The sequence below is a fragment of the Telluria sp. LT2P34 genome (genome assembly GCF_059685915.1).
The window spans coordinates 212,311-227,526 of record NZ_JCASIN010000002.1 but is presented as its reverse complement, the minus strand read 5'-3'; the positions used below and the strand labels follow the sequence as shown (position 1 = coordinate 227,526).

Sequence of the window (15,216 nt, the reverse complement as noted above, 5' to 3'; positions counted from 1 at the left end):
TAGCAATCATGTTAGCGTTTTCTCAGGAAAAATGGTGGAAAACATAAGGCCTCATCCGGCTGCTTCGAGCTGCGCGGGCGTGGACGGCAAGCCGGCCCGGCTGTCGATGTGCGCGGCCAGCTTCGCCACGCTGCCGTAGTCGAACAGCAGTTCAGGCAGGATCGACATGCCGACCCGTTCCTCGAGGTCGGCCGAGATCGAGGCCGTGGCCAGCGAATCCATGCCGAGGTCGGTGAAAGGCGTGTCGGCATCGAATTCGACGCCCTGGCGCAGCGGCTCCGAACGCAGCCAGGCCATGATGCATTCGTGGACGATGGCCCGGGTTGCAGTCGACGCTGCGCCCGAATCCGTGGACAGGGCAGGCGAGGGAGCAAGCCTGGCGACGACTGACAAGGGCACCGCCGCCTGTTGGTCGCGCGGCGCCGGCTTCCAGCCGGCAAGGCTACCGGCATCGCGCCGCAACAAGGCGTCCGCGCCCTGGCTTTCGCCCGGCAGTTGCTGGTCGACGTCGCCGATCTGCGCGGCATACGCGCTCACCAGCGCCGCCAGTGCGTCACTGCTGCTGTGCGGCCGGTTGGCGGCCAGCTCGGCCACCAGTTCGTGCCCAAGGGTGCTGAAGCGGCGGCGCGCCCAGACCACGGCGTCGCTGGCGAGTTGAGCGTCGCCCCGGCCCTCCTGCTGGCGATGTTCCGCCGCGCCGACCAGGCAGGCACGCGCCACCAGCTCGCCGATGCGGTAGTCGAGCCACTGGTTCAGCGCCGCCGGCGAGGCGAACAGGCGCGAGCCATCGCGCGCCGCACGCAGGCGCGCAACCAGCGTATCGAGCTCCTGCGCCAGCGCGGAGCGGCCGAGGGTGTCAGCCAGGAATGCGTGCACCGCGCCCCCGGGCTGGGCCATCGATGCGCCCAGCGAGGCGTACAGGGTTTCGGTCGGGCCTTCCAGGATGCGCATGACGCGGGCGTCGCGCAGGATTTGCGGGGCGCCGTTCGATTCGATGTAACCGCGCCCGCCCAGCATCTGCACCAGTGCGTCGGCGGCGGAGCCGAGCGACTCGGTGGCGCTCGTCTTGCAGGCGAGGTAGGCCTCGGCCGGCACGGCGGCGCCGGCATCGACCTGGCCGGCAATCGCATACACCAGCGCCTCGGCGGCGAAGATGCTCGAGGCCAGATCCTGCAGGCGCACGATGCTCACGGCGTTCGCCGCCAGCACGCCGCTGGCGATCTCGCGCCGCGATGCATAACGCGCCATCAGCTGGGCGCAGCGCTTCATGGCGCCGACGCAGATGCCGCCGATGCCGAGCCGGGAGAACAGCATGGCGTCGCGCGCCACTTCCATGCCCTCGCCGGGCGCCAGCAGCATGGCCGCGTCCGGGACGAACGCGTTCTCAAAAAAGATCGTGTTCTGGACCATGCCGCGCATGCCCATCGTCAGCGACTCGGGACCCTGCACCAGGCCGGCATTGTCGGCCTCGATCGTGAAGGCGCCGATGCCGAGCGGGGTGCCGGCGGCGTCGACGGCTTTCGCGAAGGTGGTGGTCAGGCCGGCCCAGGAGGCCAGGCCGATCCACTGCTTTTCGCCGTTCAGGCGCCAGCCACCGGCGACGCGGGTCGCGGTGGCGCGCATCCCGACCGGGTTCGAGCCGGCGGCAGGTTCGGTCAGGGCGAACGAGGCCAGCTGGCGCCCGGCGGCCAGGTCGGGCAGCAGGCGCTGGCGCATGGCGGCCGGGGCAAAGCCCAGCAGCGGACGCACACCCAGGCCATTGTGCACGCCGACCAGCGTGGCGATCGTCAGGTCGACGGCCGCCAGCTGTTCCATCACGCGCATCAGGTCGCAGGTCGCAAGGGCCATGCCGCCGAATTCGCGCGGCACCTGCAGGCCGAAGAAGCCCTGGTTGCCTAGGTCGAGCACGATGTAGGGCGGGATGGTGCGGCGTTCGTCGATCAGGCGCGAATTGATGCGGCGCTCGGCATACTGGCGGAACCAGTCGATCATGGCATCGGCACGGGCGCGGCTGGCGGCCGCCTCCACCGCGCTGCCGGCCACGGCCGCCTGCACGGTTTCCGCGACGGGTTCCGGCGTGCGCGCATAGGCGGCAACGACCACGGTTTCCTTGGCCGCCGCCGACATGCTGCGCCGGTCGAAGATACTGCCCGGCATCACATACACGAGTTCGAGCTGGCCCTGCAGCGCCAGCTCCTTGCAGCGCGAACGCTGGACCTTGCCGCTGGTCGTGCGCGGGAAGCTGCCGGGGCGCACGAACACGATCGAGGACACCGCCACGTCGAACTGCTGGGCGATCACGCGGGTGATTTCGCGCGCGCTGGTGTCGATCTGCGCCAGATAGGCGTCGTGCTCTTCGGGACGGTTGGCCTCCTTGGCCTGCTGCGCGGCGCGCACCAGGCTGCGGTTGGCTTCGGCGACGATCGCCAGGCGCTCCTGGCCCTCGACCTCAACCGAGAAGGCGGCGCACATGTTCGGTTCGATGAAATCGATGGCGCGCTCGATGACTTCCTCGATGTCCTGCGGGTAGACGTTACGCCCGTTGATGATGATCAGGTCTTTCAGGCGGCCGGTGATGAACAGCTCGCCGTCGCGCATGAAGCCGAGGTCGCCGGTGCGCAGGAAAGGGCCTTCGCCGCCGGCCAGCATGGCGCCGAAGGCGGCCGCGGTCTCGGCGGGTTTCATCCAGTAGCCGCGCGCCACGCTCGGGCTGCTGACCCAGACTTCGCCGACGCGCCAGTTCGATACCTGCAAATGGGTTTCCGGGTCGACGATCGCCACTTGCGTGTTGATGCCGATCCGGCCCGAGCTGACGATTTCTCGCGCATCCTCGTCGCCGGGGGCGGCGTCGCGGATCTGGTTCCCCTCGAGCAGGGACTTGCTGACGGTACGCACCACGGGCGCGGTCTCGATCGGGCCGCCGCTGACGAACAGGGTGGTCTCGGCCATGCCGTAGCAGGGGAACATCGCGATATCACGCATGCCGCAGGCGCCGAAAGCACCCACGAACGCGCGCAGCGTGGCGGCGCGTACCGGCTCCGAACCGTTGTAGGCCACGCTCAGGGTCGACAGGTCGAGGCCGGTCTTGGCGTCGGCGCCGATGCGCTTGGCGCAGTAGTCCCAGCCAAAGTTCGGCGCGCCGGCGCAGGTGCCGCGGTAGCGCGAAATCGCTTCCAGCCACAGGCGCGGCGTTTTCAGGAAGGTGGCGGGCGCCATCAGCACGCAATGGAAGCCGACGTAGAGCGGCGAGACCACGCTGCCGATCAGCCCCATGTCGTGGAACAGCGGCAGCCAGCTGACCATCACGGTGTCAGGCGTGAAACCGAAGCCGGTGCGGATCGACGCGACGTTGCTGGCGATGTTGGCGTGGGTGATCTCGACGCCTTTCGGCAGCGCGGTCGAACCCGAGGTGTACTGCAAAAAGGCGAGGTCGGCGGGCGCGACCTGGGGCAGCGGCGCCTCGGGATTCGTCGGCTCGAGCGTGTCGGTGCACAGGCAGGTGCGGTGGTCGGCGTCGACCAGCGACAGGCTGGCCTTGATCGCGGTTTCGTTGTCCTGGCGCGTCAGGATCAGGACCGGGTCGGCGTCCTCCAACAGGGCTTTCAGGCGGCGCGAGGCGCGGCTCTTGTGCGGAATGGTGGCAGGGACGGCAATGATCCCCGCCAGCAGGCAGGCCAGGTAGACCACGATGAACTCGAGGCCGGCAGGATAGAGCAGCAGCGCGCGCTGGCCCGGCGCGGCGCGTTCGGCCAGCGCCCGCGCCAGGTTCGACGCGCGGCGCTCCAACTGGCCGAAGGTGATCTCGTCGACCTTGCCGTCGTCGCGCAGGAAGGTGTACACCAGCCGGTCCGGCGTGCTGCGCGCATGGTGGCGCAGCCGGTCGGTCAGGAGTTCGATGGCGTCGCCAGGCAGCTTGCTCATATCCTCGTTCAGTTTCACATCGTTCCCTGTTTGTCTTGTTGTTTTGTCGATCTTGCTTACTTGTTCAAACGTGCTTCGCCGGCGGCCAGCGCCTCGCGTGCGCGCGTGACGGCCGTGCCGATGACCGGCGCGGCCCGCTTGAGCTGTTGCATGTTGTGGTTCGCCATCAGTTGCAGGCGCAGGCGCGAGGAGCCGATCGGCACGCCCGGAAACTCCACCTGGTTGACGAATACCGACTGATCGAAAAGCAGCTTGCCGACCAGGCGCGAGACTTTTTCGCTTTTGATCAGTACCGGGACGATCGCCGACGGCGTGCCCATGCAGGTGAGGCCCTCGGCCTGCAGCAGGCCGCGCAGGTTTTCCGAATTGCGCATCAGGTCGGCGCGCAGCGACTGGCCTTCGCTGGAGCGCACGATGTTGACGCACTCGAGGATCACGGCCGATTGCACCGGCGAGAGCGCGTTCGAGAACATGTGCGGGCCGGCGTACAGCTGGATGTGGCGCTTGACCGAGCGCGAATTGGTTGCCACGAAACCGCCGTTCGAGGAGAAAGTTTTCGAGAAGGCGCCCATCACCAGGTCGATCTTGCCGAGCATGCCTTGCGCCTCGATGGCGCCGCCGCCGTTGGCGCCGAGCGCGCCGAGGTCGTGGGCCACGTCCACCAGCAGGGTGGCGCCGAACTCGTGGCAGCTGGCCTGCAGCGCGGCGATGTCGGGCGAATCCGAATCCATGCTGAACAGGCCTTCGGTGACCACCATGATGCCGTGCTCGGTGTCGCGGGCGCGGATGCCGGCCAGCAACTGGTGCACGTGGGCGACGTCGAGGTGGCGGTTGATGACGACATTCGGCGTGGCGCTGCTGGCGCCCTGGCGCAGCGAGGCGTGAGCGAACTGGTCGATCACGATATGGTCGCTGGCCTGCACCAGCGCCGTGATGGCGCCGTAGGCCGCGCCCCAGCCGGTCGGGAACAAGGCCACGTGCTCGGCTTGCACCAGGCCGGCGATCGCGCTTTCCAGCGCCAGCGACAGCTTGGTGTTGCCGAGCAGGACGGCCGAGCCGGCGCTGTGCGGGCCGGCGTCGCGCAGGGCGCGTGCCGCGGCTTCGGCCACCGCCGGATGCGATGCCAGCGACAGGTAGTCCTGGGAAGCGAAGTTGATGCCGCGCGCGCCCTGGCCGGCTTCGTCGCGGATGCTGGCGATCGGGTAGGGTGCGCCCTCGAGCGAGCGGCTGTACTGCCACAGCTGGTGCGCGGCGCGCTGGCCGTGCCAGGCCTCGACGGCGGCGGTGCGCGCCAGCATGTCGGCGCCGCGCGGCTGCGCGAACTGGGCCGCGGTGCCCGACAGCGCGCCGGAGGCCAGCATCGCGTCGACCTCGCGCTCGAGCGCCTGTTCGGCAGCCTCATTCGGCTTGTTCGCGTCGTTCACGATGGAAGGATCCAGGTAGGGTTGGTTCATTTTTTTCTCCCGTTCATGCCGGGCACGCCACCAGGGGCATGCCGATCGATGGCGTGTTCATTTGCTGCGTGAGCAGTTGCGCAATCTGGTCAGGACCGACCGGACGGTTAAAGTAATAGCCTTGCGCGGCGTCGCACCCCATCGCCACCAGGTCGGCGAGCTGGGCTTCGGTTTCGACCGCTTCGGCGATGACGGTCAGTTGCAGGCGGTGCGCCATGTCGATGATCGATTCGGCCAGGGCGTAGGCACGTTCGTTGCGCTGCGGCTGCCCCAGGCGCACGACGAAGCTGCGATCCATTTTGAGGATGTCGGCAGGCAGTTCAGTCAGGTAACTCAGGCTCGAATAGCCGGTGCCGAAGTCGTCGATCGACACTTGCACGCCGGCCCGGCGCAGTATGCTCAGCCCCGCCTGGTTCAGAGCCATGTTGTCGATCAAGATCCCTTCGGTAATTTCCAGATCCAGGCAGCGTGGATCGATCCCGGTTTCCTCGATGATCGCCAGGATCCGCTCGACTAGCCCCGGATGCTTGAGCTGGCGCACCGACAGGTTGACCGCGGTCTTGATCGGCGGCAGCCCGGCCTTGCACCATGCGACGTTCTGCAGGCAGGCGGTGCGCAGGACCCACTCGCCGATCGGCACGATCAGGCCGGTCTCTTCGGCCAGCGAGATGAAGCGGCCCGGTTCGATCCGGCCGTATTGCGGATGGGCCCAGCGGATCAGCGCCTCGACGCCGGAAATCCGGCCGGTCACGAGGTCGACCTGCGGCTGGTACTCGAGCAGCAGCTGGTTCGCGGCGAGCGCTTCGCGCAGGTGGTTCTTCAGGATCAGGCGCTCGCTCGGCGGCAGGGCGGCGTCGGTCGCATATATCTGGACGTTGTTTTCGCCCCAGTTCTTGGCGCGCGTCATGGCGACGTCGGCGCGCTTGAGCAGTGCATCCATGTCGCAGGACGGGGCCGGGAAGATCGCGATGCCGATCGACAGGCTGACGAAACACTCGCGCTCGCCGACAATCATGGGCAGGGCGAAGCGGTCGAGGATCTTTTCCGCTACCTGCTGGGTGTCGGCCACGTTCCACAGGTCTTCCAGGATGATGATGAATTCATCCCCGCTCCAGCGCACGACGGTGTCCGATTCGCGCAGGCAGGAGCGCACGTGTTCGGCGGTCTGGATCAGGATCGCGTCGCCGGCCTCGTAGCCGAGCGCATCGTTGACTTCCTTGAACTTGTTCACGTTCAGCAGCATCACGCCGACCAGGCGTTCGTTGCGCAGGGCGCGCGTCATGGCGTGGCCGAGGCGGTCGCGCAGCACGCGCCGGCTGAGCAGGCCGGTCAGCTCGTCGATCCGCGTGATGTCGAACATTTCCGGCAAGGCTCCGGCGTCGCCCTCGGCCTGCTCGCCTGCCGGCAGCTCGGGGTCGAGCGCCTGGCCGTAGCTGACCACGCGGTTGCGCCCGCTTGATTTGGCCTGGTACAGGGCCTCGTCGGCGCGCGCAATGGTCTGGCCGATCGATTCGCCGCGGCGGAACTCGGCCACGCCGATCGACACGGTCACCTTCAGGTCCGGTGCGACGCTGGAAAAGCCGAGCTGCTGGACGCGCAGGCGCACGCGTTCGGCGAAGACGTGGGCGTCGTCCTGCGAGGTGCGCGGCAGCATCAGCAGGAATTCCTCGCCACCGTAGCGGCCGAAGGAGTCGGTGTCGCGAATGCGCTTCTGGACGCACAGCGCGAATTCGCGCAGCACCAGGTCGCCGGCCGAGTGGCCGTAGGTGTCGTTGATGCGCTTGAAATAATCGATGTCGAGCAGGCACAGGCTGAAGGTCGTGTTGCTGTGGCTGGCATGCTCGCGTTCGTCCTCGATCAGCTTGATCAGGTGGCGGCGGTTGTGGCTGCCGGTCAATTCGTCGCGGATCGCCAGCTCGTTGATGAAGTCGAGCGCCTGCTGGAGCTTGATGAAGCCCTGGGTCTTGGTCAGCTCGAACAGCAGCACGAACACGACGATCACGATGTACAGGCCGAAGTTGCACAGCAGGTAGAGCAGCGTCATGTCCTCGACCGGGTGCGGCGGCAAGGGCAGGCCGAACAGCGGCATCAGATAAATGACTGACACTGCTGCGCAGCTCATGCACAGCCAGAACACGGCGGTGGCGACACCGCCCAGGAACATGGCGACGACCGGGGCCGTGATCAGCCAGCCCGCGGTCGGGGCCGATACGCCGCCGAGCGAGTAGGTCAGCCAGGTGAAATTGAAGAACACGGCGCACAGGAAGACCTCGCGCGCCACCACGATGCTTTTCGTGAAACGCAGCAGGAAGGGCGAGACGAACATGAAGGCGCAGCAGGTCAGGATGACCCGGGCGGCGGCGCTGAAGCCCAGCACATGGTAGGTGATGGCGTAGAGGGGACCCGATAGCGCGGCCATCACGACCGCGTTGATCACGTTCTGCGCGCGTGTCAGGGTGGCGGCATCCTGCTGCGCTTCCTGTGGAATGAACCACTGGATGGCGGCGATATAGCGGCTGATCAAACGGGTGCCAATAGTCGTCATGGTGTCTCTAGGTGCTGTGGGGCTCCCGCGCGCCTACCATTGCAGTAGGAAAACATTTCCGCTTGGAATCAACCTAGGATCGTAGCATGACGCTTTTATTTCGCTTGCATACTAATAATAAAATGGGTGGTTTACTCCCCGAGAAGTTGCAGACAAGTGACATTTCACTGCAATAAACGCAACGAAATCTCCCGGTTCGACACAAGGGCGTTTTGCGGCAGAAGCCGGTGCTACCAGCCCGGCAGCCGCGCGTCGCGGCACACCATGTCCTGGAGCGAGGCCTGCGTCAGCGCGGCGCTGAAGTAATAGCCCTGCATCTGGTCGCAGTCATGGTCGCGCAGGAAGGCGAGCTGTTCGAGCGTTTCCACGCCTTCGGCAATGACCTTCATGTGCAGGTTGTGGCCGAGGGCGATGATCGCGCGCGCGATCACCGAATGGCCGCCGTGGGCGACGTCGCCGAGGAAGGAGCGGTCGATCTTGATGAAGTCGACCGGGAATTTCTGCAGGTAGGACAGGCTCGAATAGCCGGTGCCGAAGTCGTCGATCGACAGGCGCACGCCGAGCGCCTTCAGTTCGGACAGCGCTTCCATCGCTTCCTCCGGCTGGTCCATCAGCTGGCTTTCCGTGACTTCGAGTTCGAGGTTGCGCGGCTCGACGCCGGCTTGCGCCAGGATGCGCGCCAGGTGGGCGGCGAATTGACGCTGGCGCAACTGGCGGGCCGACAGGTTGACCGAAATGACAAAGTCCTTCACCCCCAGCGCCGCGAGGGCCTTGAGGGCGCCGCAGGCCTCGTGGATGACCCATTCCCCGAGCGGCACGATCAGGCCGGACTCCTCGGCAACCGGAATGAACTGGTCCGGGGGCACCATGCCGTTTTCCGGGTGGTTCCAGCGCACCAGGGCCTCGGCGCCGACGACCTTGCCGGTGCGCAGGTCCACCTTCGGTTGATAGCCGAGCACCATTTCGTGGTTCCCGATCGCGCGCGACAGGCTCGCTTCCAGCATCAGGTGCTGGTGCACGACCTGGTTCAGCTCCATCGAATAGAACTGGCAGTTGTTCTTGCCCAGAGATTTGGCGTGGTACATGGCCGCGTCGGCCGCGCGCATCACGCGGTCGACGCTGTCGCCGTCCTGCGGGAAACGGCTGACGCCGATGCTGGTGCTGGCCAGGATGTCGCGCCCCGCCACCTGGATCGGCGCCGCGACGCGCAGGCGGATGCGCTCGATCAGGTCGGCAAGGCTCTCGTCGCTGGCCTGGTTGTTGATCACCAGTACGAACTCGTCGCCGCCGACGCGGGCGACGGTATCGTTCTCGCGCACGCAGGCGCGCAGGCGGTTGGCGATTTCGCGCAGCACCACGTCGCCGGCGTCGTGGCCGAAGTTGTCGTTGATGTGCTTGAAATTGTCGAGGTCGAGGAAGGCCAGCGCTCCCATCAGGTCGTTGCGCTGCGCAAATTCGATGGCGAACTTCAACTGGTCCTGGAGCAGGGTGCGGTTCGCCAGGCCCGTCAGCGGGTCGTGGTGGGCCAGGTGGTGCAGGCGCCGTTCATAGTGGCGCGCTTCGGTGATGTCGCTGATCACGCCGACGAAATGGGTGACTTCGCCATCGGCATTGATGACCGGGTCGATGCGCAGGTCGATCCAGAATATTTCGCCGTTCTTGCGCAGGTTGCGCAGGACCGAGTGCACGCTTCGCTTTGCACGCAGCGCTTCGCCGATGCGCCGGTGCTCGAGGACGTCGCATTCTTCTATCCGCATGAAGCGCGGATCGCGTCCCTTGATCTCGGCCAGGGTATAGCCGCTCATCTGCTCGAAGGCCGGGTTGACGTATTCGATCGGGTGTTCACCGTCCTCGCAGCAGGTGATCATGATGGCGTTAACGCTTGAATAGATGGCGCGCTCGCTGACCCGCAGGCCCTGTTCGGTCTGCTTGCGCGCCGTGATGTCGAGGCCGGTGCCAAAGACGCAGGGCAGGTCGCCCAGGTTGGTGCGGGCGCAATGGAACAGCAGGCTGGAACGCTTCCCGAGCTTGCCGATCAGTTCCGCCTCATGCGAGGAATGGCCGTCCTCGAAGGCATCGAGGATCTTCTGCGCGATGTTGGCGCGGTCCTTCTCGTCGAAAAAGTACTGCACGTTCATCGTCGGCAGTTCTTCGCTGGTCATTTCCAGCGCCTCCTCGAGCAGGCGGTTCCATAGCAGCAAGTGCCCGCTCTGGTCGATCACATAGAACACGCAGGGCAGGCCTTCGATCAGGTCTGCGACCGGCAAATCCTGGATCAGAGCATAGCGCGGCGGCATCAGGCCGGCGCGCGGAATGACGATGACGCTGAAGGAGCCCGGCCCCTCCGGGTCGAGCGATTGCGGCGCGATCGTGACGCGCACCGGCAGGCGGCGCCCGTCGGCGCAGCGCAGGTAGCCGCTGGAATCGAGTTCGGCACGGGCCGCGATGGACAGCGGAGGGCTGCGCAGGTCGTCGAATTCGATGAGCTGCTCGAGGCTGCTGCTGCGGATGTCAGCAGCCGTAAAACCGGCGAGCTTTTCGCAGGCTTTGTTCCAGCTGGCAATGACGCCGTCGGCGTCGACGACAAAGACAGCAAGCGGTAGGGGCAGTAAATTCAATGCGCTCTCCTGCATTGTCATGCGGTAGGCATGATGCATGATAGTACTGAGAGCGCTCCGGGGCGAGCGTTATTTCGCCGGCGCCAGCGCTGCCGGCACCCGATCCGCCGCCGTGCGCGGAATCCGGCGCCCGGCTTCGATGCCTTCGTTGAACAGGTTCTGGATTGGCGTGTTCAGGTAGGGCAGGACGACGCTGATGGTCAGCATGCCGACGCCGAGGGTGATCGGGAAACCGATACCGAAGATGTTCAGTTGCGGTGCGGCGCGCGTCAGGATGCCGAGCGCGACGTTGGTGATCAGGAGGGCCGCGAGGATGGGCAGCGACATCTGCAGGCCCGCCGAGAAGATGCGGCTGCCCAGGCGCGCCAGTTCCAGCGGCGCCGCGAGCGACATCGGGGTGCCGGACACCGGCAGGCTGGTAAAACTTTCGGTCAGCGCGGCCACCAGCACCAGGTGCGCGTTCACGGCCAGGAAGGCCATGGTCGCCACCATCGACATGAACTGGGCGATGGCGTTGCTGCGCCCTTGCGTGTTTGGATCGAAAAAGGAGGCGAAGCCGAAACCCATCGTCGCGCTGGCCAGTTCGCCGGCGTATTCGATGGCCGCGAACACCAGGCGCATCGAAAATCCCATCGCCAGGCCGACCAGCAGTTCCTGCACCAGGATCAGCAGGCCCGCGTACGAGGTCGGCTCGACGGCGGGCATCGGCGGCAGGTTTGGTGCGACGACCAGCGCCAGCAGCACGCCGAGGATGACTTTCACCTGGTTCGGCACGCTGGCGTGGCCGAACAGCGGGGCGGACGCGATCATGCCCAGGATGCGCGTCAGCGGCCACAGCAGGCTGGCGATCCAGAGGTTGATTTCGCCGGAGGTCAGCGTCAGCATCGACTGCGCAAGCCTAGTTGACCATGCCCGGGATGCCCGTAAACACCTGGCGCATGTAGTCGAGCATGACCGACAGCATCCACGGTCCGGCAATGGCCAGGGCCAGGAACACGCCGATCAGCTTCGGGATGAAGGAGAGGGTGGCTTCGTTGATCTGGGTGGCGGCCTGGAAGATGCTGACGATCAGGCCGATCACCAGCGCGATCAGCAGCAGCGGCGCGGAAACCATCAGTGTGATTTCCATCGCCGTGCGGCCCATCGTCATGACGGTTTCAGGAGTCATCGCATTGTCCCCGCTTCGCTAATTGAAGCTCTGGGAGAGCGAGCCCAGCAGCAGTTGCCAGCCGTCGACCAGCACGAACAGCATCATCTTGAAAGGCAGTGAAATCACGGCCGGCGACATCATCATCATACCCATCGCCATCAGCACCGAAGCGACCACCATGTCGATGATCAGGAAGGGAATGAAAATCGCAAAGCCGATCTGGAAGGCCGTTTTCAGTTCACTGGTGACGAAGGCCGGGATCAGGACGCGCAGCGGGATGTCGTCCGGGCCCTGCAGGGCGGGCGTGCGCGAAATCTTCACGAACATGGCCAGGTCGGCCTGGCGCGTCTGCTTGACCATGAAGTCTTTCAGCGGCTGGGCGCCGCGCTGCATCGCCTCGGTCATCTGGATCCGGTTTTCCTGCAGCGGCACATAGGCTTCGGTATAGATCTTGTCGAAGGTCGGCCCCATCACGAACAGGGTCAGGAACAGGGCCAGGCCGACCATCACCTGGTTCGGCGGCGCGGTCTGGGTGCCGATCGCCTGGCGCAGCAGGGACAGGACGATGATGATGCGGGTAAAACTGGTCATCATCAGGAGCGCGGCCGGCAGGAAGGAAAACGCCGTCATCAGGAGCAGCGTCTGTACCGGCAGCGAATACTGGGTGCCGCCGCCGGGCGCGGCGCTGGTGGTGAGCGCGGGAATGCCCGGCTGGGCCAGCACGGCCAGCGGCAGGAGCATCAGGCCGGCTGCCAGCAGGAGTTTTTTGTTTCGGGTGAACTGCATTACTGGCTTGCCTTATTTCGCATTGCGCTTGTCGATTGTCTGCTTCAGCCAGTCGGCGAAGGTGGCTGCCGCGGGCGCGTGGCCCGCCAGCGTGGCTGCGGGCTGGGCGCCCGGCGTCGCTTCGCCCTTCGGCATCGTGGCCAGCGCATTTACGCGGCCCGGCGAAGCGCCGACCACGATCCACTGGTCGCCCACTTCGACCACCATGATGCGTTCGCGTCCGCCGATGTTGAGCGCGCCGACCATGCGCAGGTTGGCCGAGCTGCCGCCCATCTTGGGGCCGTAGCGTTTCATGGCCCAGGCCAGGGCGCCCAGCAGCGCCAGCACCAGTGCCAGGGCGAGGATGGTTTGCAGCAGCGAGCCGGCCGATGGCGCGCCGGCTGGCGCCGCCGATGGCGCTGCCGACGGGGCCGCCACGGGCGCGGCAGGGATGGCTGCCGGCGCCGCGGGCATATCGGCGGCGGCGGCCGCCGGATCCGGCGTGAGCGCGGTGGCGGGCGTGGCCGGCACTTCGCCCACGGTGGTGGCGCGTTCGGCGGGCGGAATGCTGGCGCGTTTGCTGGCCGGTATGGCCGGCGCCTGGACGACGGCTTTGTTCTCGCCGGCCGCCGCCGCTGTCGCTGGCGCGGGCGCCGCGGGCGCCGCTGCCGCAGCAAATTCGGCTGGGGCGGCCGTTGCGGCAAGCGCGGGCGCTGCGGTGCTGGCCGCCGGCGCCGGCGCCGGCGGCTGGGCCGCGCAGGCGGCCAGCGGCAGCAGGAGGGCTAGGGCGAAGGGCAACTTCATTTGTTCAGTTTTCTGATCCGTTCCGAAGGCGTGATGATATCGGTAAGGCGGATACCGAACTTGTCGTTCACGACCACGACCTCGCCCTGGGCGATCAGGCAGCCATTGACCAGCACGTCCATCGGCTCGCCGGCCAGGCCGTCGAGTTCGACCACCGAACCCTGCGCAAGCTGCAGCAGGTTCTTGATCGCGATCTTGGTGCGGCCGAGTTCCACCGTCAGCTGGACCGGGATGTCGAGGATGAAGTCGATGTCGTTCGGGGTGTCCGGACGCACGTTCTTGGTGCCGAAGTCCTGGAACACGGCGGCGCTGGCCTGCTGCTGTTTTTGCAGCGCGGCGGCTTCGGCGGCGGCTTGTTCCGCGATCGCGGCGCCCCAATCGTCGTCGAGAATTTGGTCGTCCTGGTTATCAGACATGGTGTTTCTCCTGGATTACTTGAAGCTGTCGCTGTTGGCCAGCAGTTTCTCGACCTTCAGCGCGTACTGGCCGTTGAAGACGCCGTATGAGCATTCCATGACGGGCACACCATCGACGGTGGCCTGGATGGCTTCGGGGACGGTGATCGGAATCACGTCGCCGATTTTCATGTTGAGGATGTCGTCGAAGTTCGCCCGGCCGTGGCCGAGTTCGGCGACCAGTTCGACTTCGGCCACCTGGATCTGCTGCGTCATCAGGCGGATCCAGCGCTTGTCGACTTCGAGCGCCTCGCCCTGCAGGCTCGAGGTCAGCGCGTCGCGGATCGGCTCGATCATCGAATACGGCATGCAGAAGTGGATCTGGCCCGACACGGGACCGAGCTCGATGGTGAAGGTGGACGATACCACGACTTCATTCGGCGTCGCGATGTTCGCGAACTGCGTATTCATTTCGGAACGCACGTACTCGAACTCGATCGGGTAGACCGGTTCCCACGACTTGGTATAGGCCTCGAACACGACGTCGAGGATGCGCATGATGATGCGCTGCTCGGTCTGGGTAAAATCGCGGCCCTCGACCCGGGTATGGAAGCGGCCATCGCCGCCGAACAGGTTGTCCACGAGCAGGAACACCAGGCCCGGATCGAACACCATCAGCGCGGTGCCGCGCAATGGCTTCATGTGGATCAGGTTGAGGTTGGTCGGGACCACCAGGTTGCGGATGAATTCGCTGTACTTCGAGACCCGCACCGACCCCACCGATACCTCGGCGCTGCGGCGCAGGAAGTTGAACAGGCCGATGCGCAGCAAGCGCGCGAAGCGCTCGTTGATGATCTCGAGCGTCGGCATGCGGCCGCGCACGATCCGCTCCTGGGTCGCCAGGTTGTAGGTGCGCACTCCCGAGGTGTCTTCAGGCGCGATCGACTCGTCCTGGTCGCCGTTGACCCCGCGGAGGAGGGCATCGACCTCTTCCTGTGAGAGGAAATTATCGGCCATGTCGGTTCTTTACTGGATGCTTACTGGATTATGAACGAGGTGAACAGCACGTCCGCGATGTCCTGCGCCTCGCCATCTTCCTCGAAGGGCTGCTGGACGACAGCCTTGATCTCGGCAGCGAGCTGCTGCTTGCCGGCGACGGTATTGATTTCCGACGCCTTCTTGCCAGACAGCAGCAGCAAGACGCGGCTGCGCACCTTGGCCATGTTGTCCTTGACCAGCGTCACTTGCTCCGGACCTTCTACCTGCAGTGTAAATTGGATTTGCAGATACTGGTCGCCGGCTTCGGGTTGCAGGTTGACGGTAAAGGCATCGACCGGCACGTACTCGGCCTTGACGTCGGACTTCTCCTTTTTCTTCTTTTTCTGCGTCGTCGCGCCTTCGCCCGCCGCGGCCTCGCCGCCCTGCAGGAAATACCAGCCCGCGCCGGCGCCGCCGCCGAGCACGAGAATGCCTGCGATCAGCATGATCATCAGCTTCTTCTTCGAGCCTGCTGCAGGTACTGCGGCGTCTGCTTTCGGATCAGCCTTCATTTTCGGATTCGCTT

The 15,216-nt window shown here is 65.8% G+C and carries 11 protein-coding genes; all 11 read right to left on the bottom strand.

What is annotated here, in order from left to right; genetic code table 11:
* Positions 1-51: 51 nt before the first annotated feature.
* Positions 52-3,921, bottom strand: coding sequence for an AMP-binding protein (locus tag AC56KZ_RS06890; protein ID WP_497161413.1), 3,870 nt, complete (start codon positions 3,919-3,921; stop codon positions 52-54).
* A 56-nt stretch (positions 3,922-3,977) separates the two neighbouring features.
* Positions 3,978-5,375, bottom strand: a complete 1,398-nt coding sequence (locus tag AC56KZ_RS06885) for an aminotransferase class I/II-fold pyridoxal phosphate-dependent enzyme (RefSeq protein WP_497161412.1) — start codon at positions 5,373-5,375, stop codon at positions 3,978-3,980.
* A 13-nt stretch (positions 5,376-5,388) separates the two neighbouring features.
* Positions 5,389-7,920 carry a diguanylate cyclase domain-containing protein gene (locus tag AC56KZ_RS06880; protein WP_497161411.1) on the bottom strand — a complete coding sequence of 844 codons (2,532 nt, stop codon included), beginning with the start codon at positions 7,918-7,920 and terminating at the stop codon, positions 5,389-5,391.
* 230 nt (positions 7,921-8,150) lie between these two features.
* A complete protein-coding gene (locus AC56KZ_RS06875) occupies positions 8,151-10,538 on the bottom strand; it encodes a sensor domain-containing protein (RefSeq protein ID WP_497161410.1) in 2,388 nt (795 codons plus the stop codon).
* Between the two features lie 69 nt (positions 10,539-10,607).
* Positions 10,608-11,423 (bottom strand): flagellar biosynthetic protein FliR, encoded by an 816-nt coding sequence (gene fliR / locus AC56KZ_RS06870; protein ID WP_497161409.1) that lies wholly within the window; start codon positions 11,421-11,423, stop codon positions 10,608-10,610.
* Positions 11,424-11,436: 13 nt separating this feature from the next.
* Positions 11,437-11,706 carry a flagellar biosynthesis protein FliQ gene (fliQ, locus tag AC56KZ_RS06865; RefSeq protein WP_497161408.1) on the bottom strand — a complete coding sequence of 90 codons (270 nt, stop codon included), beginning with the start codon at positions 11,704-11,706 and terminating at the stop codon, positions 11,437-11,439.
* A gap of 18 nt (positions 11,707-11,724) precedes the next feature.
* Entirely contained in the window at positions 11,725-12,474 is a 750-nt protein-coding gene (gene fliP / locus AC56KZ_RS06860) for a flagellar type III secretion system pore protein FliP (protein WP_497161407.1), read from the bottom strand.
* A gap of 12 nt (positions 12,475-12,486) precedes the next feature.
* Complete coding sequence (gene fliO / locus AC56KZ_RS06855; RefSeq protein WP_497161406.1) at positions 12,487-13,257, bottom strand: flagellar biosynthetic protein FliO; 771 nt, start codon at positions 13,255-13,257, stop codon at positions 12,487-12,489.
* Complete coding sequence (fliN, locus tag AC56KZ_RS06850; RefSeq protein WP_379741604.1) at positions 13,254-13,673, bottom strand: flagellar motor switch protein FliN; 420 nt, start codon at positions 13,671-13,673, stop codon at positions 13,254-13,256. Before fliN ends, fliO begins: the two co-directional genes overlap by 4 nt.
* 15 nt (positions 13,674-13,688) lie before the next feature.
* The gene (gene fliM, locus AC56KZ_RS06845) at positions 13,689-14,669 is read right to left on the bottom strand and encodes a flagellar motor switch protein FliM (protein ID WP_497161405.1); all 981 of its coding nucleotides are present in this window, start codon (positions 14,667-14,669) and stop codon (positions 13,689-13,691) included.
* Positions 14,670-14,689: 20 nt separating this feature from the next.
* Positions 14,690-15,202: a flagellar basal body-associated protein FliL gene (gene fliL / locus AC56KZ_RS06840; RefSeq protein ID WP_497161404.1), complete on the bottom strand. Its 513-nt coding sequence runs from the start codon at positions 15,200-15,202 to the stop codon at positions 14,690-14,692.
* Positions 15,203-15,216: the final 14 nt, after the last annotated feature.

Excerpts from the sequence above, each read along its gene's own strand:
- AC56KZ_RS06890 (WP_497161413.1), bottom strand. The coding sequence starts at position 3,921 with ATGAGCAAGCTGCCTGGCGACGCCATCGAACTCCTGACCGACCGGCTG.
- AC56KZ_RS06885 (WP_497161412.1), bottom strand. The coding sequence starts at position 5,375 with ATGAACCAACCCTACCTGGATCCTTCCATCGTGAACGACGCGAACAAG.
- AC56KZ_RS06880 (WP_497161411.1), bottom strand. The coding sequence starts at position 7,920 with ATGACGACTATTGGCACCCGTTTGATCAGCCGCTATATCGCCGCCATC.
- fliR (WP_497161409.1), bottom strand. The coding sequence starts at position 11,423 with ATGCTGACGCTGACCTCCGGCGAAATCAACCTCTGGATCGCCAGCCTG.
- fliQ (WP_497161408.1), bottom strand. The coding sequence starts at position 11,706 with ATGACTCCTGAAACCGTCATGACGATGGGCCGCACGGCGATGGAAATC.
- fliP (WP_497161407.1), bottom strand. The coding sequence starts at position 12,474 with ATGCAGTTCACCCGAAACAAAAAACTCCTGCTGGCAGCCGGCCTGATG.
- fliO (WP_497161406.1), bottom strand. The coding sequence starts at position 13,257 with ATGAAGTTGCCCTTCGCCCTAGCCCTCCTGCTGCCGCTGGCCGCCTGC.
- fliN (WP_379741604.1), bottom strand. The coding sequence starts at position 13,673 with ATGTCTGATAACCAGGACGACCAAATTCTCGACGACGATTGGGGCGCC.
- fliM (WP_497161405.1), bottom strand. The coding sequence starts at position 14,669 with ATGGCCGATAATTTCCTCTCACAGGAAGAGGTCGATGCCCTCCTCCGC.
- fliL (WP_497161404.1), bottom strand. The coding sequence starts at position 15,202 with ATGAAGGCTGATCCGAAAGCAGACGCCGCAGTACCTGCAGCAGGCTCG.